The organism is Cohnella lubricantis (assembly GCF_014212015.1).
Classification (GTDB): domain Bacteria; phylum Bacillota; class Bacilli; order Paenibacillales; family Paenibacillaceae; genus Cohnella; species Cohnella lubricantis.
The window spans coordinates 19349-43540 of the sequence record NZ_JACJVN010000002.1 but is presented as its reverse complement, the minus strand read 5'-3'; the positions used below and the strand labels follow the sequence as shown (position 1 = coordinate 43540).

At 60.4% G+C, this 24192-nt stretch carries 23 protein-coding genes and 1 other annotated feature; of the genes, 20 read left to right on the top strand and 3 right to left on the bottom strand.

Annotated features, from left to right (window positions below; genetic code table 11):
• Window positions 1–20: 20 nt before the first annotated feature.
• On the bottom strand, window positions 21–722 hold the full coding sequence (gene sigK / locus H4Q31_RS00440; protein WP_185177102.1) for an RNA polymerase sporulation sigma factor SigK: 702 nt from the start codon (window positions 720–722) through the stop codon (window positions 21–23).
• Window positions 723–875: 153 nt separating this feature from the next.
• On the bottom strand, window positions 876–1106 hold the full coding sequence (locus tag H4Q31_RS00435; RefSeq protein WP_185177101.1) for a hypothetical protein: 231 nt from the start codon (window positions 1104–1106) through the stop codon (window positions 876–878).
• 135 nt (window positions 1107–1241) lie between these two features.
• Here H4Q31_RS00435 and spoVAC point away from each other — a divergent pair, with 135 nt between their 5' ends.
• The 16 genes from spoVAC (at window position 1242) to leuS (ending at window position 17816) form a co-directional block, all read left to right on the top strand.
• Window positions 1242–1742 (top strand): stage V sporulation protein AC, encoded by a 501-nt coding sequence (gene spoVAC / locus H4Q31_RS00430; protein WP_185177100.1) that lies wholly within the window; start codon window positions 1242–1244, stop codon window positions 1740–1742.
• A 2-nt stretch (window positions 1743–1744) separates the two neighbouring features.
• Complete coding sequence (gene spoVAD / locus H4Q31_RS00425; protein WP_185177099.1) at window positions 1745–2749, top strand: stage V sporulation protein AD; 1005 nt, start codon at window positions 1745–1747, stop codon at window positions 2747–2749.
• Between the two features lie 33 nt (window positions 2750–2782).
• Window positions 2783–3133: a stage V sporulation protein AE gene (gene spoVAE, locus H4Q31_RS00420; RefSeq protein WP_185177098.1), complete on the top strand. Its 351-nt coding sequence runs from the start codon at window positions 2783–2785 to the stop codon at window positions 3131–3133.
• Window positions 3134–3341: 208 nt separating this feature from the next.
• A complete protein-coding gene (locus tag H4Q31_RS00415) occupies window positions 3342–4295 on the top strand; it encodes an AAA family ATPase (protein ID WP_185177097.1) in 954 nt (317 codons plus the stop codon).
• Window positions 4296–4297: 2 nt separating this feature from the next.
• Window positions 4298–5545, top strand: coding sequence for a DUF58 domain-containing protein (locus H4Q31_RS00410; protein WP_185177096.1), 1248 nt, complete (start codon window positions 4298–4300; stop codon window positions 5543–5545).
• Complete coding sequence (locus H4Q31_RS00405; protein WP_185177095.1) at window positions 5542–7779, top strand: transglutaminase TgpA family protein; 2238 nt, start codon at window positions 5542–5544, stop codon at window positions 7777–7779. The genes H4Q31_RS00410 and H4Q31_RS00405 overlap by 4 nt, the downstream gene beginning before the upstream one ends.
• A 283-nt stretch (window positions 7780–8062) precedes the next feature.
• The gene (locus H4Q31_RS00400) at window positions 8063–8587 is read left to right on the top strand and encodes a YqeG family HAD IIIA-type phosphatase (protein ID WP_185177094.1); all 525 of its coding nucleotides are present in this window, start codon (window positions 8063–8065) and stop codon (window positions 8585–8587) included.
• 11 nt (window positions 8588–8598) lie between these two features.
• Complete coding sequence (gene yqeH, locus H4Q31_RS00395; protein ID WP_185177114.1) at window positions 8599–9711, top strand: ribosome biogenesis GTPase YqeH; 1113 nt, start codon at window positions 8599–8601, stop codon at window positions 9709–9711.
• Window positions 9712–9723: 12 nt separating this feature from the next.
• Window positions 9724–10587, top strand: coding sequence for a shikimate dehydrogenase (locus tag H4Q31_RS00390; protein WP_185177093.1), 864 nt, complete (start codon window positions 9724–9726; stop codon window positions 10585–10587).
• Window positions 10588–10604: 17 nt separating this feature from the next.
• A complete protein-coding gene (gene yhbY, locus H4Q31_RS00385) occupies window positions 10605–10904 on the top strand; it encodes a ribosome assembly RNA-binding protein YhbY (protein WP_185177092.1) in 300 nt (99 codons plus the stop codon).
• 30 nt (window positions 10905–10934) lie between these two features.
• Window positions 10935–11522 carry a nicotinate-nucleotide adenylyltransferase gene (gene nadD, locus H4Q31_RS00380; protein ID WP_185177091.1) on the top strand — a complete coding sequence of 196 codons (588 nt, stop codon included), beginning with the start codon at window positions 10935–10937 and terminating at the stop codon, window positions 11520–11522.
• Window positions 11512–12099, top strand: coding sequence for a bis(5'-nucleosyl)-tetraphosphatase (symmetrical) YqeK (gene yqeK / locus H4Q31_RS00375; RefSeq protein ID WP_185177090.1), 588 nt, complete (start codon window positions 11512–11514; stop codon window positions 12097–12099). The genes nadD and yqeK overlap by 11 nt, the downstream gene beginning before the upstream one ends.
• Window positions 12100–12120: 21 nt before the next feature.
• On the top strand, window positions 12121–12465 hold the full coding sequence (rsfS, locus tag H4Q31_RS00370) for a ribosome silencing factor (RefSeq protein WP_185177089.1): 345 nt from the start codon (window positions 12121–12123) through the stop codon (window positions 12463–12465).
• Window positions 12462–13409 carry a CvfB family protein gene (locus tag H4Q31_RS00365; protein ID WP_185177088.1) on the top strand — a complete coding sequence of 316 codons (948 nt, stop codon included), beginning with the start codon at window positions 12462–12464 and terminating at the stop codon, window positions 13407–13409. The genes rsfS and H4Q31_RS00365 overlap by 4 nt, the downstream gene beginning before the upstream one ends.
• Window positions 13410–13443: 34 nt before the next feature.
• Window positions 13444–14238, top strand: coding sequence for a class I SAM-dependent DNA methyltransferase (locus H4Q31_RS00360; RefSeq protein WP_185177087.1), 795 nt, complete (start codon window positions 13444–13446; stop codon window positions 14236–14238).
• An 801-nt stretch (window positions 14239–15039) separates the two neighbouring features.
• Window positions 15040–15272: a binding site (T-box leader), on the top strand.
• 108 nt (window positions 15273–15380) lie between these two features.
• Entirely contained in the window at window positions 15381–17816 is a 2436-nt protein-coding gene (gene leuS / locus H4Q31_RS00355; RefSeq protein ID WP_185177086.1) for a leucine--tRNA ligase, read from the top strand.
• A gap of 88 nt (window positions 17817–17904) precedes the next feature.
• Here the strand turns inward: leuS and comER are convergent, their stop codons facing one another.
• On the bottom strand, window positions 17905–18723 hold the full coding sequence (gene comER, locus H4Q31_RS00350) for a late competence protein ComER (protein WP_185177085.1): 819 nt from the start codon (window positions 18721–18723) through the stop codon (window positions 17905–17907).
• 208 nt (window positions 18724–18931) lie between these two features.
• On the opposite strand from comER, the gene H4Q31_RS00345 reads away from it, so the two are divergent.
• The 4 genes from H4Q31_RS00345 to H4Q31_RS00330 all read left to right on the top strand — a co-directional run bounded on the left by H4Q31_RS00345 (window position 18932) and on the right by H4Q31_RS00330 (window position 24192).
• A complete protein-coding gene (locus H4Q31_RS00345) occupies window positions 18932–19507 on the top strand; it encodes a ComEA family DNA-binding protein (RefSeq protein WP_185177084.1) in 576 nt (191 codons plus the stop codon).
• A gap of 74 nt (window positions 19508–19581) precedes the next feature.
• Window positions 19582–20874 carry a homocysteine synthase gene (locus H4Q31_RS00340; RefSeq protein WP_185177083.1) on the top strand — a complete coding sequence of 431 codons (1293 nt, stop codon included), beginning with the start codon at window positions 19582–19584 and terminating at the stop codon, window positions 20872–20874.
• A gap of 22 nt (window positions 20875–20896) precedes the next feature.
• The gene (locus tag H4Q31_RS00335) at window positions 20897–21418 is read left to right on the top strand and encodes a deoxycytidylate deaminase (protein ID WP_185177082.1); all 522 of its coding nucleotides are present in this window, start codon (window positions 20897–20899) and stop codon (window positions 21416–21418) included.
• A gap of 122 nt (window positions 21419–21540) precedes the next feature.
• Window positions 21541–24192: a ComEC/Rec2 family competence protein gene (locus H4Q31_RS00330; protein ID WP_185177081.1), complete on the top strand. Its 2652-nt coding sequence runs from the start codon at window positions 21541–21543 to the stop codon at window positions 24190–24192.

Here is a 24192-nt window from a genome sequence, read left to right as displayed (position 1 = left end):
TGCTTCTTGTCGTTAGATGGTTATTTCTTCGCCTTGTAGAACTCGTGGTACAGCTTCATCAGCGCCCGCTTCTCGATCCGCGACACGTAGCTGCGCGAGATGCCGAGCTCGCGGGCGATCTCCCGCTGCGTCCGCTCGTCGCCGCCGCCGTCCAGGCCGAAGCGGCCGCGGATGACCTCCTGCTCCCGCTCGTCGAGAATGTCGAGATTGCGGTAAATTTTGCTTTTCTCGATCTTCAACTGCACCTTGTCTTCCACTTCGTCGGGCTCGGTGCCCAGTATATCCTGCAGCGTAATCTCGTTGCCTTCCTTGTCCGTTCCGATCGGGTCGTGCAGCGAGACGTCCTTCTTCGTCTTCTTCAGCGAGCGCAGATGCATGAGAATCTCGTTCTCGATACATCTCGCGGCGAACGTAGCCAGCTTCGTGCCTTTGTTCGGCTGGAAGCTCTCGATTGCCTTGATGAGCCCGATCGTGCCGATCGAGATCAGGTCCTCCAGATCCTCTCCCGTATTGTCGAACTTCTTGACGATATGGGCAACGAGACGAAGATTGTGCTCGATGAGCAGGTCGCGGGACTTCGGATCGCCCTCGGCCATACTCTTCAGATGAAGCGCTTCTTCCTCGTCCGTCAGGGGCTGCGGGAACGCGTTATTTTTGACATAAGAGACGAGAAGCGACAACTGCTTGATGAACAATGCGATAGCTGTGAATATTCCGGGCACGGTAATGTCCACCTCCGGCAGATAGGGTCGGTCGAAAGGGAGAAACATTACCATTGTATGAGGGCTTCCGCCTATCCGTGCCTGTACGGAGCCGCCGATGTAAAACAAAGAGAGCCCGAAGGCTCTCTGTTCTGTCATCTTTTCACCGTCCGCTCATCCCCAAGTCGGCACGTCCGGCGTCAATAGCTCGTGCACGTTCAACTGGCGTCCGTAGTTCGCGCCTGTGTTGAAGCCGGTATTGTACGACCAATGCAGCATCGTCTCGATCTGCATGAGCTGCCGCTCGTCCAAGCCGAACCGTTCCTTAAGCCCCGCCAGTTCCTGATTCATATCCCCGATAAAAAATTTCTTGCCTTCCGCTCGAACGTTATCCGCACCCGGCATGTCGCAACCCCTCCTTATACTTGCCAGTGTTGCCAACAAGCCCGCCGGCTAGCCGGAAGCTGTCATAGTTCTTCTTCCTTTGGCAAATAATGATTCGGACATCACCGCAAGCCTAAGCTGAAGGGAAGGATCACCATGCCTGCCAATGAGGCCGACCGTGGCAAGACCATCTCCTACAAACCGCTCTCCATGTCCGCCAAAGAGTACAAGGCATTCGCCAAGAACCGGGAGCCCGCCCGGTCCGTCTTCCGCAATTGCGCGATCGCCTTCTTGGTCGGCGGGGCGATCTGCTTGATCGGCCAGGGAGTACAGGATTTCTTCATCGCAGCGTTCGGCATGACCGAGCGACAAGCCGGCAACCCGACGGTCGCTGTCATGATTCTGATCAGCGTCATCCTGACGTGCCTTGGCGTCTATGACAAGATCGCGCAGTGGGCCGGCGCTGGCACGGCTGTTCCGGTGACCGGCTTCGCCAACTCGATGTGCTCGGCTGCCATCGAGCATCGCAGCGAAGGATTGGTGCTCGGCGTCGGCGCCCAAATGTTCAAGCTGGCCGGCTCTGTCATCGTGTTCGGCGTCGTCGCAGCATTCGTGATCGGCATCATTCACTGGCTGCTCGGGATAGGAGGCCAATGAAGATGCTGCACGGAGAGCGAACGTGGATCTACCCGAACCCGCCGGTCATCCGGGCCGTCGGCACTGTCGTCGGGCCGGATGAAGGCGCGGGGCCGCTGGCTTCCGACTTCGATCTGGTGCATCCGGACATGGAACTGCAGCAGCCGTCCTGGGAGAAGGCGGAGCGGCTGCTGCTGGAGCAGGCATCCGACATCGCCGTGAGCAAAGCGAAGCTCAACAAGAAGCAGATTCAATTCTACGTCGGCGGCGATCTGCTGAACCAGATCATCAGCAGCACCTTCGCCGCCCGGACGTTCGGCGCGCCGTATATCGGCGTGTTCGGCGCCTGCTCCACTTCGATGGAGACGCTGGCGCTCGCTTCGCTGATCGTCGCTTCCGGCGCGGCGGAATACGCGATGGCCGCCACGAGCAGCCACAATTGCACGGTCGAGAAGCAATTCCGCTACCCGACCGAATACGGTTCGCAGAAGCCGCCGACTGCGCAATACACGGTGACGGGAGCCGGGGCAGCTGTCATCGCCAAGACTGGCGAGGGGCCGCGAGTCACGGCGGCGACGATCGGGAAGGTCGTCGACTTGGGCATTAAGGACCCGTTCAACATGGGCGCCGCGATGGCTCCTGCCGCCGTCGATACGATTCAAGGACACCTGCAGGACACGGGAAGAGAGCCGGGGTACTATGATTTGATCGTCACGGGCGATCTGGCCGGCGTCGGCCACCCGATCGCAGCCGAGATTCTGAAGCGCAACGGCGTGCCGATGGAGCAGACGCAGTTCAATGACTGCGGACTGATGGTATTCGATGTGGAGAAGCAGAAGGTTCAAGCGGGAGGAAGCGGATGCGCCTGTTCCGCCGTCGTGACCTACGGGCACTTGCTGAAGCGGATGGCTAAGGGGGAACTGAAGCGGATTCTTGTCGTGGCGACCGGCGCGTTGCTTAGTCCGCTCTCCTTCCAGCAAGGAGAGTCGATTCCATGCGTCGCGCACGCCGTATCGATTGAAGCATAAGCCTTCACACCAGGAAAGGAGTTTGAACCGACCATGCAATATTTGTGGGCCTTTATTATTGGCGGAGGCATCTGCCTCATCGGCCAGCTGCTGTTCGATGTCGTGAAGCTGACTCCGGCGCATACGATGTCCCTGCTGGTCGTAGCCGGCGCGGTCGTCGACGGGATCGGCTGGTACGAGCCGCTCATCAAGTTCGCCGGCGCGGGCGCCACCGTGCCGATTACGAGCTTCGGCAACTCGCTGGTCCACGGTGCCTTGACGGAGCTGCAGCGGGACGGCTGGATCGGTGTCATCACCGGCATCTTCGAGGTGACGAGCGCGGGCATCTCGGCGGCGATCATCTTCTCGTTCCTCGCCGCCCTGGTCGTCAAACCGAAGGGATGAAGTGTCTAACCGATACTTATTACGTTCTTGAGTTCGCAGCGATGATCCGTTAAGATCGGGCGCCCAAGCCAACCGCATCGCGGTTTGGCTTTTTTTCCATGCAGATTTGTAGCTTTGTGAAATTTACGGTAGGCTCCAAATTCAGGTATAATAAGTAAGCGTATAGCACTTCTATCAATAAATCCGAGATTCCATAGGAGGACAGAACATGGAACAACAGCAAGCCATGCAAATGTTGGATCATATACGACGGAATATGGAATCTTGCATTTTCGGCAAAAAGGAAGAAATCACATGGATGTTAACGGCGCTTGCGGCGGGCGGACACGTGCTGATCGAGGACGTTCCCGGAACCGGCAAGACGCAGATGGTGAAGGCGCTTGCCCGGTCGATCGGCGGCGTATTCCATCGGATTCAATGCAACCCGGACCTATTGCCTACCGATATTACCGGTGTCTCTATCTATCATCCGAAGGAAGAGCAATTCGTATTCCGGCCGGGGCCGGTCATGACCAATATTCTGCTCGCCGACGAGATCAACCGCGCGACGACGAAGACGCAATCCGCCCTGCTCGAAGCGATGGAGGAGCGCCACGTATCGGTCGATGGCATCAGCTATCCGCTGCCGAAGCCGTTCGCGCTGTTCGCAACGCAGAACCCGATTGAATTTGACGGAACGTACAGTCTGCCCGAAGCGCAATTAGATCGATTCTTGATGAAAATCAAGCTGGGCTATCCGGATGCCGATTCCGAGAAGAGACTTCTGCTGGAGCCGGGAGCGGGCCGCTCGGCAGATTCGCTCAGCGCAGTCGCTTCCGTGGACGATATTCTGGAGATCCAGCGGATTACCGAGGCGATCCACCTGGATAATAGCGTAGCGGATTACATGATCTCCTTGATTCGCGGTACCCGCAAGCATTCGGCTATTCTGCTGGGGGCAAGCCCGCGCGCCGGCATCGCGCTGGCTTCGTGCGCCAAGGCGTTCGCGCTGCAGCAGCGGAGAGCGTTCGTGCTGCCGGACGATGTGAAGGCGGTGGCGCCGCTGGTCTTGGGCCATCGCTTGTACCTTCGGTCCGAAGCGCGCATGCAGGGGGCAACCACCATCAGCGTTCTCGAAGAGGTGCTTAGGCAAATTCCGGTGCCTGTCGGATTGGAGCGTTGATGATGAGCAAGTTCATGGCTGCCCGGCTCGGGTGGTTGTGCGCCGCACTGTATTTGATCTCGTTGTTCTTCCTTGTGTTCCAGGGCGGCAAAACCTCCTTGATGCTGTTCGTGATGCTGAATGCGCTGGGGCTCTTCTTGTTCCTCGGAAGATGGAGCGGAATCGGCCAAGTGCAAGGCGTTCGCACGCTTGCAGGCGGAAGCGGGCCGGCGGAATTTCTGCTGTTCCAGGCCGGAACTCGCCTGAAGGTGAAGCTGGGGATCCAAATTCCGGGATTCTGGCCCATTCCTTATGTGATTGTGCGGGAGCGGCTGACGCGAGTCACCGGCACGGAATCACAGGATTACGAATTGTCCGTCGTGCCCGATTACCGGCGGCGGGGGACGATTCTATACGAGACGGCTCCTCTGCGCAGAGGCCGGTATCGATTTTTGCGGACGCACTGCTCGACGCGCGATATTTTCGGTCTGTTCGAGCATAAGGGCTCTTTCGAGCAGCCGTTCGAGATTCAAGTGACGCCTCGCACGGTCGCTCTCCGCGATTGGCGGGCGCTGCGGCGGTCGAAGTCCGGCGTCATCCAGCAGAAGCTGGCGACCCAATGGGCTCGCGAGACAACACAGATCGACGGAGTGCGGGAATATATCCACGGCGACCGGATGTCCCGCATTCATTGGAACGCTACGGCGCGCACAGGGGAGTGGAAGTCCAAGGAGTACGAGCGGGAGGCGCTGCCTCGCCTGGTCGTCGTTCTCGATCGGTGCGCCGCTTCCTATCGCACTGTCGAAGGCTTCGAATTGGCTGTGTCCGCGGCAGCTTCACTTCTGGAGCTTGCCGACCGCAAGCAGATGCCGGCCGGCTTCGCATCCGCAGGAGCTGAACAGGGATGGTTCGGCGTCGGCCAATCCGGCAGCATCCGCGATGAAGTGATGAGGCACCTGATCGACGTTGAAGCGGATGGACAAGGGACGCTTGGCGAAGCGCTGGCGGAAGCCTCTGGACGCTTCGAGCCCGGCGCTTACATGGTGATCGTCAGCCCGCTGGCCGAGGAATCGATCGGGATGGCGCTGAAGGCGATGGAAGGCAAACGCCAAGTGGCGCTGCACGTCCTGATCGCCGAGCGGACGGCAACAGAAGAGGAAGAGAAGCGGTATCGGCAGTGGCAGCTCATGTTCCTGTCCAAAGGCTGGGAATGCTGCCGTATCTCCCGTCTGGAGGAGCTGATGGACGCATTGGAGGTGGGAAGCGCATGAGATCGGCGGTTATCCCCTCCCGCGGCAGAGAGTCAGCGCTGTGGAGACGATTCGTAATGGAACGGCTTCACCGATTGTTCGCTCTCGTTCTAGTGCTGCAATTGATTCAATGCTTCGAAGGCTATTGGTGGACGGAGACGTATCGCGTGCTCTATGTGACGCTTGGCGTATACGGCGTTACAGAGCTTCTGATCTCCCGGGCGCTCATCGCCCGGCTGACGCTTCAACTGCTCGCGGCGGTCATCTCCACGCTGGCATTCACGCCATTCCAATGGTACGGCTGGCCATTGTCTTGGAGACAGTGGGCGTATGCCGGACCATTTCTGAAGAACCATGGCGAGCAGCTTCATCCCTATGTTGAACTCGCCGCCGGAGCGATTCTAGTCACGCACGTCATAGCGGCGTGGGGCACGAGCCGCGCTCGGACAATCGCCCTTATTGTTATATCCGTCATCGTTCTTGCCTCCGTCGATTCGTTCTATCCGCTCGAGCTATGGCCACATATCGCCGTGACGGTGCTGGCCGGGCTCGGATGGCTTGTGGTCATCCACATGCGAATGCTCCGCGATCGCCATTACGACAGCTGGGATGCGCTGGCGGCAAGACCGTTCGAGCTCATTGTGCCCGCAGCGGCAGTCATCGGTTTGCTCGTGCTGATCGGCGTTACGATGCCACGGGCTCCGGTGCTGCTCGAAGATCCCTATACGCTGTGGATGGAAGCTCAGAATCGGGACGTGCCCAGCTCGGCTGGCGAAGGCGGTTACTTGATCAACGGCTCCTTCCTGTCGAGCGGCAGCTCCGGTTCATCCAAGTCCGGGTATGGACGCAACGATGCGGAGATAGGCGGCGGCTTCGAATTCGACTATTCGCCGGTCATGAGTGTGGCCACGAATGAGAAGTCTTATTGGCGCGGCGAGACGAAGGCGGTCTACACGGGCAAAGGCTGGACCGATGTGAAGGGAACGCCGTCTTCTCCAGTCACGCTAGGTTCGGATAATTTGCCCTTGTCTCCGGAACGTACGCAGCAGGAAGGCATCCGCGAGATCGTGCAGACAGTGAAGATGGTTCGCGAGGATCGCATTCCGGTCCTGTTCGCGGCAGGGCCTGCAAGCGCCGTCGAAGAGATCGAAGGCGTCTCCAATCCGAAGCTGTTCTGGAATTCAGAAGAGTGGGAGCTGCGGTTCCAACGGCCGATTCAGGTGGAGTCCTATACGGTTGTCTCCCAAGTGCAGGAGTTGGACGAGAACAAGCTGCGCAGCCTCTCGGGGGTCACGTCCTACGGCAAATCATCGATTGAGCTCACGCCGTATTTGCAGCTGCCGGAATCGTTGCCTGATCGGGTTGGAGAACTTGCGAAGCAAGCAACGGCTGGCGCTGCCAATGATTATGACCGGTTGAAGATGCTGGAGCAGTATTTGAAGGATAATTATACGTATACGAATACGCCGGATACGAGCAAGCAGAAGAGCGACGATGTCGTCGACGCTTTCCTGTTCGAGATTCAGGAAGGCTACTGCGATTATTACTCCACGGCTTTCGTCGTGATGGCCCGCACGCTCGGCATACCGACGCGCTGGGTCAAAGGCTATACGGCGGGGTCTAGTCCAGTCGATGAGGAAGCGGAGCGATACGGCTATATGCCGGATCCATCCGGAGCCGGAACTTATACGGTCCGCAACTCCGATGCGCACTCCTGGGCAGAAGCGTACTTCGAAGGCTACGGATGGGTGTCGTTCGAGCCGACGTCCGGCTTCTCCATCCCAGTGCCGGTACATCAGGATGCGCCGGTGATCGCGCCGACGACGGCAGAGCCGACGCCGGCAACAGAGGTTGACGCGCCGGTCGCGGCGGCATCCCATTGGCAACAGCTAGTCATTTATTCGGCTTTCGCTGTGATCTTGCTGGCAATTGCGGCATTGGCTGTCTTCAAGCGCCGCAAGCTGGCGTCTGTATGGAAGAAGCTCGTCATGCGCCGCGAGTCGCCGAATGAGCAGATCGTTCGAGAGATGGAGCGCTTGGTGAGGTTCATGCAGCGCAAAGGCTTCAGACGCAACCCGCACGACACGCTTCGCGAGACGGTGACGGACTGGGGCGGCCGCTATTACTGGCTGAGGCAAGACTTGGACAGCATTCTGCTCCAATTCGAATCGGCCCGCTACGGCGGACATCATGTAGATGAGGAGACGAGCCGCCGGTTCTCGCAGTCGGCGGAGCGAATCCGCAAGGCTCTGTGATAATGCAATAACGAAGCGGAATAGAGGAATGTATCTCCTGGAGGAGCGAAGCGTTTGCCTTAGCCGTTGTGGAATTACCTCGTGAAGAGGTTACCAAATCAAAATTTCACAACGGTACAGCAACCGGAAGGAGATACATACCGATTATCCATATCGAGAAGCAAGGGGTTGCCCGCAGTCGTTCCTTGATGACTAGGGCAAGCCCTTTCTTTTTTTGCAAGGACACGCGGGGTATGTTATATTTTGTTCAATCATTTCGTTAGAGACAGGAGATTAATCCGGAATGTTCCAACGGTTGCTGCCCGATCAAATCGTGAACACCGTATTTGATATTGATCTGAACGCCTTGCGCGCCCGCGGTGTGAGCGGAATCATCACCGACCTCGACAATACGCTGGTCGGCGCGAGTACGAAGACCGCGACGCCCGAGCTGAAGGGCTGGCTGGAGAAGGTGCACGAGGAAGGATTTCGGGTCGTCATCCTTTCCAATAATAATGAGACGCGTGTATCCACGTTCGCCAAGCCGCTTGGCATCCCTTACATACCGGCTGCCCGCAAGCCGTTCGGCGGCGCATTCAAGCGCGCGCTGGGCTTGCTGAAGCTGAAGGCTGATCAAGCGGTCGTCGTCGGCGACCAGTTGCTGACGGATATGCTCGGCGGACGCCGTATGGGCCTGCATACGATATTGGTCACTCCGATCGCGCCCGGCGAAGAAGGCTGGGGAACGAAGATCAACCGCCGCATTGAGAGAATCGCCCTGTCCCGGCTTCGCAAGCAAGGCTTGTGGCCGAAGAAGGAGGAACGCTGAATTTGTCAGACATTCAAGCCACAATCAGCCGCTGTGCCGGCTGCGGCGTCGCGCTGCAGACGAGCGAGCCGAATCGTCCGGGCTATCTCCCGGAATCGGCGGCCGCACGGGAACCGGTTATTTGCCAGCGGTGTTTTCGAATTAAGAATTACAACGACGCGTCTTCGGTCGCCATCGACCAAGACGATTTTCTGCGTCTGCTCGGCGGCATCGCCGCGACGAATAGCCTCGTCGTGCACATCGTCGACTTGTTCGACTTCGAAGGCAGCCTGATCTCCGGCTTGCAGCGCTTCGTGGGCAATAACCCAGTGCTGCTTGTCGTCAACAAGATCGACCTGCTGCCTCGCGTGACGAACTGGAACCGGCTGCGCAACTGGGTGCAGAAGCTGGCGCGGTCGAGCGGCCTCAAGGTGGCCGACGTCGTTCTGTGCAGCGCGAAGCGCAACATTGGCTTCGACCGCGTCGTCAGCACGATCGGCGACATGCGCGGCGACCGCGACGTCTACGTCGTCGGCGCGACGAACGTCGGCAAGAGTACGCTCGTCAATCGGCTTATCTCTGATTACAGCGACCTTGGCCGCGAGCTGACGGTCTCCCGTTACCCCGGCACGACGTTGGATGCGGTGCACATTCCGCTGGATGACGGACGCAGCATTATCGACACGCCGGGAATTGTGTACAAGAGCCGGATGTCCGAGATCATCCCGCGCGACAGTCTCCAAGCCGTCCTGCCGGATAAGCCGCTCAAGCCGATCACTTATCAGCTGAACGCGGAACAGACGCTGTTCTTCGGCGGGCTCGCTCGGTTCGACTTCGTCGAGGGCGAACGCCAGTCGTTCACGGTTTACTCCTCCGGCAGTTTGAAGATTCATCGGACGAAGCTGGAACGTGCGGATGAGCTGTATGCGAATCACAAGGGAGAGCTGCTGTCGCCGCCGTCGAAGGATTACTTGGACGAGATGCCGTCCTGGACCCGCCATCGGCTGCGCATACAGCCCGGCGAGAATCTGGACGTGTTCGTCTCCGGTCTGGGCTGGATTCAGGCGAACGGCAAGACCGGCGCCGTGCTCGACATCCACGCGCCCAAGGGCGTGAAGGTGCTGCTGCGAGACGCCATGCTGTAAGGGGGAGAGGCAGTGGACAGTCAAACGGTGCTATACGGCGTCATCGGCGATCCGATCCGCCATTCCAAGTCCCCGATTATGCTGAACCGGGCTTTTCGGGAGACTGGGATCAACGGAGCCTACGGCGCTTTCCACGTCACGCCGGACCGGCTCGGCGAGGCGATCGCCGGCATCCGCGCGCTTGGCTTCCGTGGCCTCAACGTCACGATCCCGCACAAGATCGAAGTGATGCCTCATCTCGACGAGATCGACGAGAGCGCGCGGGCGATCGGCGCAGTCAACACGGTCGTGAACGAGGGCGGTCGGCTGATCGGCTTCAACACCGACGGCATCGGCTACGTCCGCTCGCTCAAGGAAGAGGCGGAGCCGGAGCTGGCCGGCAAGCGAATCGTTGTCGTCGGCAGCGGCGGCGCCTCGCGCGGCATCGTCTGGGCGCTCACGCGCGAGAATCCGGGCGAGATCGTTCTCGTTAACCGAACGGCGGAGCGAGCCCGCGAACTTGCGGCGTCCTTCGCTTCGAGCCCCGTCTCTGCGCTCGATTGGGATCGCCTTCGCGAAGCATGCGAGGACGCGGATGTTGTCATTAACACGACATCGGTCGGCATGTCGCCGAACGTGGACGCCGTCCCGCTCGATCCGCAGTGGCTTCGTCCGGGAGCCGTCGCCAGCGATCTGATCTATAACCCGCTGACGACGGCCTTCCTGAAGCAGGCGGAGGGCAGAGGCTGCCGCATTCACGGCGGCCTCGGCATGTTTGTGTACCAAGGCGCCTACGCCTTTGAATATTGGACGGGACAGCCGGCTCCGGCCGAGGCCATGCGCGCCGCGGTGCTGGAGTCGTTCGGCGAACCGGCTCCGTCCCCATTAACACGATGAAAGCAGGTCAAAACCTCATGCTAACCGGCAAACAGAAAAGATATCTTCGCTCGCTGGCCCACCATCTCGATCCGGTCTTCCAGATCGGCAAGGGCGGCGTCAACGATCAACTCATTCGCCACATTGAAGAAGCGATCGAAGTTCGCGAGCTGATGAAAGTGAACATCCTGAACAACAACGACGACGATCGCCACGAGATCGCGACGGAGATCGCGGAGCGCTCCGGCTGCGAGCTCGTGCAGGTGATCGGCAAGACGATCGTCCTGTACAAGGAATCCAAAGACCACAAAGAGATCGTCCTTCCCCGCAAGAGCTGAGGAAGAGAGCTGGAGAGGAAGAGAGAACGCATGGCGCGTACGGGACTGATGGGCGGCACGTTCGATCCGATTCACCTCGGCCATCTGCTGGCAGCGGAAGCGGCGCGGGAAGCGGCGGACTTAGACGAAGTCTGGTTCATCCCGACGAACGTGCCGCCGCACAAGGCGCAGCCGGGCGCAGACGCGCAGGCTAGGCTCGAGATGGTGAAGCTGGCAATCGCGGATCATCCTGCCTTCCGTGCGGAAGATGCAGAACTGGTTCGCGGCGGCGTATCCTATACGGTGGACACCGTGGCGGCTCTCCGGGAGCATCACCCCGATCGAAGCTTCTACTGGATCGTCGGCACGGATATGATGAACGATCTGCCGAATTGGCGCCGGATCGAGGAGCTGGCGGCCCAAGTCCGATTCGTCTGCCTTCGCCGACAAGGCGAGGACAGCGAGGCAAGCGCGCTTCCGGCTTACCTTCGGGACAACATCCTGCAAGCGCCCATGCCGCCGATCGGCATCTCATCCACGGCAATCCGAGACAGGCTGCGAGAAGGGCGCTCGATTCGCTATCAGGTGCCGGACGCCGTTCGGGATTATATCGGGAGGAATGGCTTATATGAATCGTGAAGCGTTGAAGGAAGCAACCCGCAGCCAGATGCCGGAGCGAAGATGGCAGCACGTCTTGGGCGTCATCGAGACGGCGGTGGAGCTGGCGGACCGCTTCGGCGGCGACCGGGACAAAGCATGGCTGGCGGCCCTGCTCCACGATTATACGAAGGCATGGCCGATCGAGAAGATGGAGAGAATCATCCGCGAGCAGGGGCTACCGGCGGAGCTGCTCGAGCACGACAAAGAGCTGTGGCACGCGCATGTCGGCGCTTGGGTCGTCAGGCAGGAGCACGGCATTGACGACGAAGAGGTGTTGGATGCGATCCGTTACCATACCTCGGGCCGGGAGCGGATGACGAAGCTGGACAAGATTGTCTGTCTGGCGGACTACATGGAGCCGAGCCGGGAGTATCCCGGCGTGGAGCGGATTCGCGAGCTGGCGAAGACGAATCTAGACGAGGCGCTGGTCGCGGGTTTCGATTCGACGATCACGTTCCTGCTGTCGAAAGGCAAAGTTATTTTCCCCTTAACCGTTCTGTCGCGCAACGACCTCATTCGGGGCATTCGAGAGAACGAACGGGCATCATTAGCATAAATAAAATTGGGAGGTCGGGATATGGCCGTATCGTCCGACAAATTGCTGAAAGCTGCAATAGGCGCAGCGGAAGACAAGAAAGCGCATGAGCTCGTCGCGCTGGATCTGAAGGGGATCTCGCTCGTGGCCGATTATTTCGTCATCTGTCATGGCAACTCCGATACGCAAGTGCAGTCGATCGCGACGGAGATCCGCAAGCAAGCGGAGGAGCTGGGCTGCCTCGTGCGCCTGGAAGGGATGGACACGGCCCGCTGGGTGCTGGTCGATATGGGCGACGTCGTCGCGCACGTGTTCCACCGCGAGGAGCGGGAGTATTATCACCTCGAGCGTCTGTGGTCGGACGCCAAGGCCGTGACGTTCGCATGAGTCTAGTCGCAGGCACGATGGCGGAGCTTCGCGTTAATCGGGAGAAGTCGCCGTTCGGCTACTTCCTGGGCGAATGGGATGCGGAGGAGGGCCCTGAGGTGCTGCTTCCTTACGGGGAGACGGAAGGAGCGCGCTACGAGGTCGGAGTGGACGTCGAGGTGTTCCTGTTCCACGATGACAAGGGGCGGCTAACGGCGACGCGGAAGCGCCCGCTGCTTACTTTAGGTGAATTGGGCCGTCTGCAAATGGCGGATTTCCACCCGCGCTTCGGCTGCTTCCTGGAGATCGGCATCAGCCGCCAGTTGCTGCTGCCGGTGAAGGAGCTGGGCTTGCGCCATGACATCTGGCCGAAGCCGGGCGACGAGCTCCATGTCATCATGAAGCACGACAAGGAAGGGCGGATGCTCGCGCGGCTCGCCCGAATCGAAGACCTGCAGCCGCTTGTGTTCCGCGCGCCGTCTTCGTGGCATCACGAAGAGAAGGACGCTTGGGTGACGGATGCGTTCCGCGACGGCTACTTCGTGCTCGTGGAAGGCGGCGTGCTGGGCTTCGGCGCGCTGGGTTACATCCCGAATGCCGGCGCTTCGCGCCCGCTGCGGATCGGCGAGAAGGTGCGCGGCCGTGTCACGCAGGTTCGCAAGGACGGGCGCGTGACGCTGTCCATGCGCCCGGCGAAGGAGAAGGGGCGGCTCGAGGATGCCGACCGCCTGCTCGCGTTCCTGCGCGAGCGGCCGGGCGGCGCGATGCCGTATAGCGACGAATCGCCGGCTGACGTCATTCAGCGCCGCTTCGAGATGAGCAAGTCGGCGTTTAAGCGAGCCGTCGGCAAGCTGATGAAGGAAGGGCTCGTGACGCAGGAAGGCAGCTGGACGAAGCTGACGGAGACCGGCACGGCTGCCGGAGGCGAAGCGGCTTCCGGTGAAGGGGACAGCCGACGGGACTAAGGGCTGAATAGGCAGGGGTAGAGGAGGGGACAGGATGCGTTCTTATCGGCGCTTCGCGTCGGTATACGACCGGCTGATGGAGGATATGCCTTACTCGGAGTGGATGAATTTTGCACGGCGTTCATGGGAGAAGTACGGCATGCCGAAGACGGTCGTCGATCTCGCTTGCGGAACCGGCAACGTCTCCATTCCTCTGGCCAAGGCGGGCTTCTCCGTATTCGGCATCGACCTGTCGGCGGATATGCTCGCCATCGCCCGCAGCAAGTGGGAGTCGGGCGGCCGCAATAGCCGCCAGGCGGACGAGCCGGGCACGATCCGCTGGCTGCAGCAGGATATGCGCGACTGGGAGCTTCCGGTGCCGGTGGACGCGGTGCTCTGCTTCTGCGACAGCTTGAATTATCTGACGGAGAAGGAAGACGTGACAGCGACGTTCCGGCGGACGTTCGATTCGCTCGCCCCGGGCGGCTTGTTCCTGTTCGACGTGCATGCGCCGAAGCAGCTGGAGCGTTACGCCGAAGAGCAGCCGTTCGTGCTGGACGAGAAGGACGTCGCCTATCTATGGACGAGCGACTACGACCCGGTCCGACAGGAGATTGAGCATGACTTGACGTTCTTCGTGCGGGAAGATGCGGACGGGGCTGCTAGCGGCGATACGCTGTACCGGCGATTCGAGGAATCGCACACGCAGCGCGCGTATGAACCGGATTGGCTGGCAGGGCAACTGCAGGCGGCAGGCTTCGAGCTGCTGCATCTCGTCGCGGACTTCACGTGGACGGAGCCGAACGCGGATTCCGAGCGGCTGTTCTACGTCGCGCGCAAGCCGGGCTGAGCGTTCAGAGCGCCTGAGTTACGCGTCCAAGCCGAGTATCTCGGCCTGAAAGCGGCCCAGAGCGCCTGAGTTACACGTCTAAGCCGAGTATCTCGGCCTGAAAGCGGCCCAGAGCGCCTGAGTTACACGTCTAAGCCGAGTATCTCGGCCTGAAAGCGGCCCAGAGCGCCGGAGTTACACGTTTAAGCCGAGTATCTTGGCCTGAAAGCGGCGCAAAGCGCCTGAGTTACACGTCTAAGCCGAGTATCTCGGCCTGAAAGCGGCCCAGAGCGCCGGAGTTACGCGTCCAAGCCGAGTATCTCGGCCTGAAAGCGGCCCAAAAGCGCCTGAGTTACGCGTCCAAGCCGAGTATCTCGGCCTGAAAGCGGCCAAGAGCGCCTGAGTTACGCGTCCAAGCCGAGTATCTTGGCCTGAAAGCGGCCCAAAGCGCCGGAGTTACGCGTCCAAGCCGAGAATCTCGGCCTGAAAGCGGCTCAAAGCGCCGGAGTTACGCGTTCAAGCCGAGTATCTCGGCCTGAAAGCGGCCCAAAGCGCCGGAGTTACGCGTCCAAGCCGAGTATCTCGGCCTGAAAGCTGCCCAGAGCGCCTGAGTTACACGTCCAAGCCGAGTATCTCGGCCTGAAAGCGGCCCAAAGCGCCGGAGTTACGCGTCCAAGCCGAGTATCTCGGCCTGAAAGCGGCCCAAAGCGCCGGAGTTACGCGTCCAAGCCGAGTATCTCGGCCGGCCAATAGAGCCTGCTAACGCTTGTGCCGCTTGACACGCAACGTTTCAGGCCGCTATAATCAGGGCATAATTCATAGTGATTGGCCATGATAAGGAGCAGTAGAGGCAACGCGTCATGCAGAGAGCCGGCGGAAGGTGCAAGCCGGTTGACAGCCGCTTCGAACTCGCCTTGGAGCCTCCGCGCATAAGCCGTCTTCGGACGGGAAGCCTGGCGTCGCCTCCGCGTTAAGGAGCAAGAGTGGACGGCAGCCCAAGCAGGGCAACCGTCAACTAGGGTGGTACCACGGGAACTAATCCTCTCGTCCCTAGCGTGAACAGACGCTGGGGCGGGAGGATTTTTTGATGTTTTGGAGAAGCGGCGGATGAACGGCCGGAGCTCCAATGTTTTTTTGGAATCGAGAGAGGGGTACTGAGGACCATGGCACAAGACAATCAGCACGGCTATAAGCCGCAGACAATCGAACCGAAATGGCAGCGGCATTGGGACGAGAACAAGACGTTCCGCACGACGGAGGATGCGAGCAAGCCTAAATTTTATGCGCTCGACATGTTCCCTTATCCGTCCGGAGCCGGCCTTCACGTCGGCCATCCCGAAGGCTATACGGCGACGGATATCGTCAGCCGCTACAAGCGGATGCGCGGCTACAACGTGCTGCACCCGATGGGCTGGGACGCATTCGGCCTGCCGGCCGAGCAGTACGCGATCCAGACGGGCAACCATCCGCGCGACTTCACGGTGAACAACATCGACAACTTCCGCCGCCAGATCAAGTCGCTCGGCTTCTCGTACGATTGGGACCGCGAGGTCAGCACGACCGATCCGGCGTATTACAAGTGGACACAGTGGATCTTCATCCAATTGTACAAGAAGGGCCTCGCCTACGTGGCGGAAGTGCCGGTTAACTGGTGTCCCGCGCTCGGCACGACGCTGGCGAACGAGGAAGTCATTAACGGTGTAAGCGAACGCGGCGGGCATCCGGTCATCCGCATGCCGATGCGCCAATGGATGCTGAAGATTACGGCTTATGCGGACCGGCTGCTGGACGATCTGGAAGAGGTTGACTGGCCGGAGAGCATCAAGGAGATGCAGCGCAACTGGATCGGCAAGTCGAAGGGCGCGGAAGTGACGTTCGCCATCGACGGACATCCGGATGCGTCGCTGACGGTGTTCACGACCCGTCCCGATACGCTGTTCGGCGCGACGTATTGCGTGCTGGCGCCGGAGCATGAGCTGGTAAGCGCGATTACGACTGCAGAGCAGAAGACGGCTGTCGAAGCGTATATAGAGCAAGCGTCGCACAAGAGCGATATGGAGCGCACGGAGCTGGCGAAGGAGAAGACGGGCGTGTTCACGGGCGCGTATGCGGTCAATCCGGCGAGCGGCGCGAAGGTGCCGATCTGGATCGCCGACTACGTGCTGGGCGGCTACGGCACCGGCGCGATCATGGCCGTTCCGGCGCACGACGAGCGGGACTGGGAGTTCGCGAAGAAGTTCGGCTTGCCGATCGTTGAAGTTCTCAGCGGCGGCAACGTGCAGGAAGCGGCTTACACGGAAGACGGCGTGCACGTCAACTCCGATTTCCTGAATGGCCTGAACAAGGCGGACGGCATCGCGAAGATGATCGCTTGGCTCGAAGAGAACGGCAAAGGCGCCGGCAAGGTCACGTACCGGCTGCGCGACTGGCTGTTCAGTCGCCAACGCTACTGGGGCGAGCCGATTCCGGTGCTGCACTACGAGGACGGCACGATGGAGACGGTGCCGGAAGAGGAGCTGCCGCTGCTGCTTCCCGAGATGGACGAGATCAAGCCGTCCGGCACGGGCGAATCGCCGCTGGCGAACGCGGCGGACTGGGTGAACGTGGTTGACAAGCAAGGCCGCCGGGCCCGCCGCGAGACGAACACGATGCCGCAATGGGCGGGCAGCTCGTGGTACTTCCTGCGGTTCATCGATCCGCACAATGACAAGGAGCTGGTCTCCTTCGAGAAGCAGAAGCAATGGCTGCCGGTCGATCTGTACATCGGCGGCGCGGAGCATGCGGTATTGCACCTGCTGTACGCGCGGTTCTGGCACAAGGTGCTGTATGACATCGGCGTCGTATCGACGAAGGAGCCGTTCCAGAAGCTCGTGAACCAAGGGATGATTCTCGGCACGAACAACGAGAAGATGTCCAAGTCCCGCGGCAACGTCATCAACCCGGACGATATCGTAAGCGAATTCGGCGCCGATACGCTGCGGCTGTACGAGATGTTCATGGGCCCGCTGGAAGCGACGAAGCCGTGGAACACGAACGGCGTCGAAGGGATGCACCGCTTCCTGGCGCGCGTATGGCGGCTGTTCATCGATGACAACGGCCGCTTGAACGAGAAGATTCAAGACGTGCCGGGCGACGAAGCGTTCCGCCGAACGTGGCACCGGACGATTAAGAAGATCACGGAAGATTACGAAGCGCTGCGCTTCAATACGGCGATCAGCCAGATGATGATCTTCATCAACGAAGCCTACAAAGCAGAAGTGCTGCCGAAGCAAGCGATGGAGCACTTCGTGCAGATGCTGTCGCCTTCCGCTCCGCATATTGCCGAAGAGCTGTGGGAGCGTCTCGGCCACACCGAGTCGGTAACCTATGCGCCTTGGCCGGAATACGATCCGGCGCTGACGGTCGATGCGGAGGTCGAGATCGCGGTGCAGGTGAACGGCAAGATCGCCGATCGCGTCTTGATCGCAGCGGATCTGGACGAGGAAGGCATGAAGGATAAGGCACTCGGATTGGAGAAGGTGCAAGCGCTCATCAACGGCAAGACCGTTCGCAAGATCATTGCAGTCAAGGGCAAGCTCGTCAACATTGTAGCCAACTAACGAAGAAGGGGCGGCCTCTCCATGGGGAGAGCCGCCCTTTTGCCGTCTTAAGAGGATGATCTGTCCAAGCGCATAACCGCGGATTCCGCTACGGGCGAAGCGAGCGCTCGACCTTGCGCAGATCTTCGGCGAACTTCTCGTGCGTCGTCTGCAGCACGCGCAGGAAGGCGCCGTCCGTCGCTCGGCGCAGCTCCTCCAGCGCAGCTGCGGTTATGCCGCCGGGCACGGAGACGCGCTTCTGCAGCTGTTCAGGCGAACAGAAGCCGCTTTGCAGAATATGAGCCGTCCCGAAGAGCATCTCGCAAGCCAGTGTCGTGGCAAGCTGCCGGTCCATGCCGGTCGAGGCGGCGGCGTCGATGAATTGCTCGAGCAGGCAAGCCATGAACGCCGGTCCGCAGCTCGACAGGTCCGAGGCGGCCCGTACCTCCTGCTCGGGAATTTCGACGGGCCGGCTAATCGCAGAGAACAGCCGCATGAGCGCTTCGCGGTCGGCAGCGGCAAGGCGCGAGCCGAACATGAACAAGCTGGCGCCGAGACACGCTTCGTTCACGATGCTCGGGATGACTTTGGCCACCTTGCATGGAACGATTGCTTCCAATTGGGCGATGGTCACCGGGCTTGTAATGGAGATGATCGTCTGCTCCGGCCTGAGCGCGGGCCGTATATCGTCAAGCACCGATCGGTAGTCAAGCGGCTTCACGCATAGGAAGATCAGCTCTTGATCCTGAGCGGCGAGGATATTGGCGGGGGCGACGACAAGGCCGGGATAGCGTTCAGCCAGCGCCTCCGCTTTGGACCGGGTGCGGGTGGCAACCGTTAGATCCGAGGGCGAGAAAGCTCCCGCCCGCAGGAATGATCCCGTAAGCAAGCTGCCCATGCTGCCGGCGCCGATGAAGCCAGCCTTCATCTTCGTCCCTCCTCTCGACGCGGTTTGTTCACCCTAATTTATGTGCGGCAGGTTGGCCGACATGACATTTTTTGTTGCGCGGGACGCAACAAAGGCGATGCAGAGCGGAAGATGAGCATGGACGATGGGGAACAGATGATCAGATGATGAAGCCTGAGGCTGAAGCTGAGATCTGCTACGGAAGCCAATGAGAGAGGAGAAGATGAAGATGAGACGAAGCGGGAGAATTCGGCTGCCGGGTGCGCGGGGAAGAGCAGCGGGAGCTCTTGCGCTGGCCGGCGCCGCGCTGCTCGGCTATGTGCTCCTTCAGCCGGCCGGCTCGGCGGCTATTCCCGGCTGGGAGCCTGTCAACGCCCAAGTAGCTGAAGCGCTGGGCGAAGAGACGGCCGGCGGCAAGGCTGGCGCAGCGGAGAAGGGATCTGCCGCGATGAGCGGATCAGACGCCGGCAGGGACAACGTAGATGGATCCGCAGGCTCGGCAGCCGGCTCCGCTGCCGCCGCATCGCCTGCCGCGGACGGGACAAGCCCTGCCGAGCCGCCGAAGGCATCCCCTGTCGCCGGAGCAAGCGCCAGCCCGACCGCTGAAGCGCCGGGGAAGCTGAACTTGAACACGGCGACGGCGGAGCAGTTGGACGCGCTGAAGGGCATCGGTCCGGCGAAGGCGCAGGCGATCGTGGAATATCGAGAGCAACAGGGTGCTTTTCACAATGTCGATGAACTATTGAACGTCAGAGGGATCGGCTCGAAGCTGCTGGAAGGCATTCGTTCGGAAGTCACCGTCTAGCACTTCCTTCCTGCTAGAAAATGTGCGAAAATAAGAGAGAATTACCATATGGATAATGGGAGGTTATCGGATTCATGTCGGAGCAACGCGATTTCTCTTTGGATACGCTTGCCGTTCATGCCGGACAGCAGATTGATCCCGCTACGCTGTCCCGCGCCGTGCCAATTTACCAGACAAGCTCGTATGGCTTCCGTGACACTGAGCACGCAGCCAATCTATTCGCCTTGAAGGAATTCGGCAACATCTACACACGCATCATGAATCCGACATCCGATGTATTTGAACAGCGAGTTGCCCAACTGGAGGGCGGAGCCGGCGCGTTATCCGTCGCATCCGGACAAGCCGCCATTACGTATTCCATCCTGAACATAGCGGAAGCGGGCGACGAGATCGTCTCTTCCTCAAGCTTGTACGGCGGCACTTATAATCTGTTCGCGATTACGCTGAAGAAGCTTGGCATCACCGTGAAGTTCGTTGATTCTTCCGACCCGGACAACTTCCGCGCGGCCATCACGCCGAAGACGAAGGCGCTCTATGCGGAGACGATCGGCAACCCGAAGGGCGACGTGCTCGACATCTCAGCGGTTGCGGCGATCGCGCATGAGAACGGGGTTCCCCTCATCATCGACAATACGTTCGCGACGCCGTACCTGTGCCGACCGATTGACTTCGGCGCAGATATCGTCGTGCATTCGGCGACCAAATTCATCGGCGGACATGGGACGTCCATCGGCGGCATCGTCGTCGACGGCGGGAAGTTCGATTGGAAGGCCAGCGGCAAGTTCCCGGGCTTAACCGAGCCGGATCCGAGCTACCATGGCGTCGTCTATGCCGATGCGGTGGGGCCGGTCGCCTATATTATCAAGATGCGCGTGCAGCTGCTTCGGGACATGGGCGCGGCGCTGTCGCCGTTCAACTCGTTCCTGTTCCTCCAAGGGCTGGAGACGCTGCATCTGCGAATGGAACGCCATAGCGCGAACGCGCTCGCGGTCGCGAAGTTCCTCGAACAGCATCCGGCTGTCGAATGGGTTAACTACCCGGGATTGGAGAATCATCCGTCCTACGGACAGGCACGCCGCTACTTGGCGAAGGGCCAAGGCGCCATCCTGACCTTCGGCATCAAGGGCGGTCTCGAAGCCGGCAAGAAGGTCATTAACGCGGTCCAGCTGTTCTCGCATCTGGCGAACGTCGGCGATTCCAAGTCGCTTATCATTCACCCTGCGAGCACGACGCACCAGCAGCTTAGCGAAGAGGAGCAATTCTCGGCCGGCGTCCAGCCGGGCATGATCCGGTTGTCGGTCGGCACCGAGGGAATCGACGACATTTTGTACGATTTGGAGCAAGCGCTGGCGGCCAGCCAGGCTTGAGCATTTGGAGGTCACAAGCAAGATGACAGAAGCCCTGCGCAAAGACTGGGACACTTATTTTATGGATATCGCCTTCATGGTATCGACGCGCTCGCGCTGCCCTAGACGCCATGTCGGCGCCGTTCTCGTGCAGGGCAAGAAGCTGCTAGGCACGGCCTATAACGGGGCTCCGATGGGAGTGCCGGACTGCTCGGAAGCGGGCTGCATGATCGTGGAAGAGTACGAGCCGGCCGTTAGGGGAGACGACAGCACCATGTTGAAAAAACAGCGATGCATCCGCACGATTCACGCGGAGCAGAATCTGCTGCTCTTCACCGACCGCATCGATCGGGAAGGCTCGACGGTGTACGTCACGGACCAGCCTTGCTGGACGTGCGCGAACATGCTGGCGAACAGCGGCATTCGCGAGATTGTGTACCATCGGCGTTATCCGAAGGATTACGAGAAGGTCGAGCAGCTCATGGAGCAGCGAGGCATCCAGTTCCGCAGCCTGAACGGCTACACGCCGCCGGCGGATACGGAGACTCAGGACGTTATCGCTTAAAAATGCGGAGCTGCCGCTGCGCAGACCGCCATACGAGTAAACGAGGAAGAACCTCATCGCATTTTTTTTGCGTGAGGTTCTTTTTGTTGTGCTCACAATTCTCTTGCGAAGGAGGAAGCTCCATGATGAACAGAAGACCGCTGCTTGCGTTCGTCGTCTGTTGGGTTTCGGGTGATGCGATGCTAAGCCTGTGGGATGGGAAGGCCGCGTTGCTGGCATTCGCCGGAGCGCTCCTCCTCCTTGGCGCAGGCGCGGTCTACTTCAAAGCGTCGCCGGTCGTGTTCGCCGCTTGCGCGGCGGCCATGCTGCTTGCGGGAGGCGAGCGGGCTTGGACCGATTGGCGCTACGCGACGCATTTGACGGCTTTGCTGGCGGAGCCGGACGGCCAGACCGTCGAACTAACCGGCCGGATTGCTTCTGTGGTCGAGGTCGACGGGGACATCGCGGCTTTTCAATTGAAGGCAACAAGCTTGAAGCAGCCGGAGACGCAAGCTGACGCTACCTTGAAGGAGTCGTTCTGGATTCGCGTACGTCTGGAGGAGCAAGAGGAGCAGCAAGTCGCCCATCACTGGCGGCGAGGCGATCTGCTGCGCGTGCAGGGAGAGATTCAGCTGCCGGCGGATGCGGGCAACTTCGGCGGGTTCGACTATCGAGCCTATTTAGACAGGAAGCACATTCATTGGCTCGTCAGCGCCAAGGGAGCAGGATCGGTTGAACGGACGGAAGCCAAGCCGCCGTTGCTGACGCTGCCCTTGCGCTGGGCGGATGAGGCAAGGGAGCGCATTAGCCTGTGGATGGACAGCCTGTACGGGGAGAAGGACGCCGGCTTCATGAAAGGGTTGGTAGCGGGCATTCAGGAGGACATCGATCCGGAGCAGTACACGGTGTACTCCAATCTGGGCCTTACTCACGTGCTGGCCGTCTCCGGCCTTCACTTCGGCGTCATCGTCTTCATTCTGCTGCGACTGTTCGCTTGGCTTCGCTTCACGAGGGAGAGAGCCATCGAGCTGACCATCGCGGCGCTGCCGGTCTACATGCTGCTCACGGGCGCTTCGCCGTCTGCCATCCGCGCGTGCCTGATGGGCATGATCGCGCTGTATATGGCCCGCCGCAACAGGCTGAAGGACGGGCTTCATCTGCTGGCGGCGTCCGCGCTGGTCATGCTGGTATGGGATCCTCTCGTGATCGAAAATGTTAGCTTCCAGCTGTCGTTCATCGTGACAGCGGGCTTGCTGCTCTTCGTGCCGACGGTGACGGAGCAGCTTCCGATCCGCTGGCGCTCGCTTCGCGGAGCGCTGGCTGTGGCTGTCACCGCGCAGGCGGTCTCGTTCCCGGTGTCGGCTTACTACTTCCACCAGTTCCATCTCCTCTCGCTTCCCGCGAATCTGGTGCTGGTGCCGTTCATCAGCTTCGTCGTTATGCCGCTCGGCATGGCATCGGCAGCGTTGGCTCTGCTGTGGCGTCCGCTGGGAGCTCTCGCCGCAGACGCCGCCTCATGGTGCAATCGGTTGACCGAATGGGTGCTCGACGCGCTCGCCGGCGTCCCCGGCATGCAGACCTTCTGGCCGCAGCCATCCCTGCTATGGGTGGCAGCCGCCTATGCGATTCAATTCGTAACCATCGCCCACATGAAGAGAAGCCAACAGAAGCGCCAAGAGCGCGAGGCGCTGGATCGATGGATGCAGCCGGCTGCCGAGCAGCGGCCGGCGCAGGAACGGCAGCCGCTCGGACCCGCCGCCTGCGACGGCGAAGAGACGCGCCCGCTCTTCGACTTCGAGCCTCCGGCGCATCTCAATTCAGGCGGCCGTCATTGGCGCCGCTTAGCCGCGCCTGCCGCCATCGCGCTGCTATGGGCGGTGTGGCTCGCGTGGGGCTTCCGCCCGGCGGCGCTGGATCGCCAAGCAGGCGTGATGTTCCTCGATGTCGGACAGGGAGACAGCATCTTAATCCGAAGCGGAGAAGGCCGATATGGCTTGATCGACACCGGCGGGACCGTCCAGTTCGGCAAGGCGAACGAAGAATGGCGGCAGCGCAAGGACCCGTATGAGGTCGGGAAGAAGACGGTTGTTCCGCTGCTGAAGCAGAGAGGCGTGCGGTCGCTTGATTTTCTGCTGCTCACCCACCTGGACCAAGATCATATCGGCGGCGCGGAAGCAGTGCTTGGCAGCGTTCCGGTCAAGCGACTCATTTTCAATGGATCGTTGAAACCGGACAAGTCCGTGGATCGTCTATTCCGGTTAGCGGAGAGGCTGCGTATTCCGATCTATGCCGTAAGCGGCGGCATGAGCTGGCAGTGGGATCGCACAGCATCGCTTCAGGTGCTGTTCCCAGCTGCCGGAGACGCGTCAGGCACAGCCATTCCGGAAGTCGAGGAACAGAACGAACGCAGCATCGTGACGCTTCTCGCGCTGTACGGCAGAACGTTCCTGCTGCCGGGCGATCTGGAAGCCGCGGGCGAACGCCAAGTGCTGGAGGAGCTCGGAGCCGTTGGTGAAGGCACTCTCAAGATCGACGTCCTCAAAGCGGGCCACCATGGCAGCAGGACATCGACCACCGACGAGTGGCTGGACAGCTGGCATCCGACAGAAGCCGTCATATCCGTGGGGCGCAACAATGTATACGGCCATCCTGCCCCCATTGTGCTGGACCGCATCGCCGCTCGGAGCATTCCGGTATATCGCACGGATCTGAACGGAGAGGTGCAATATCGAGTCACGCCAGAAGGAGGCCTATCCCGGCGAGTCAAACGAGATTCGCACGGAGGGTCCGATTGA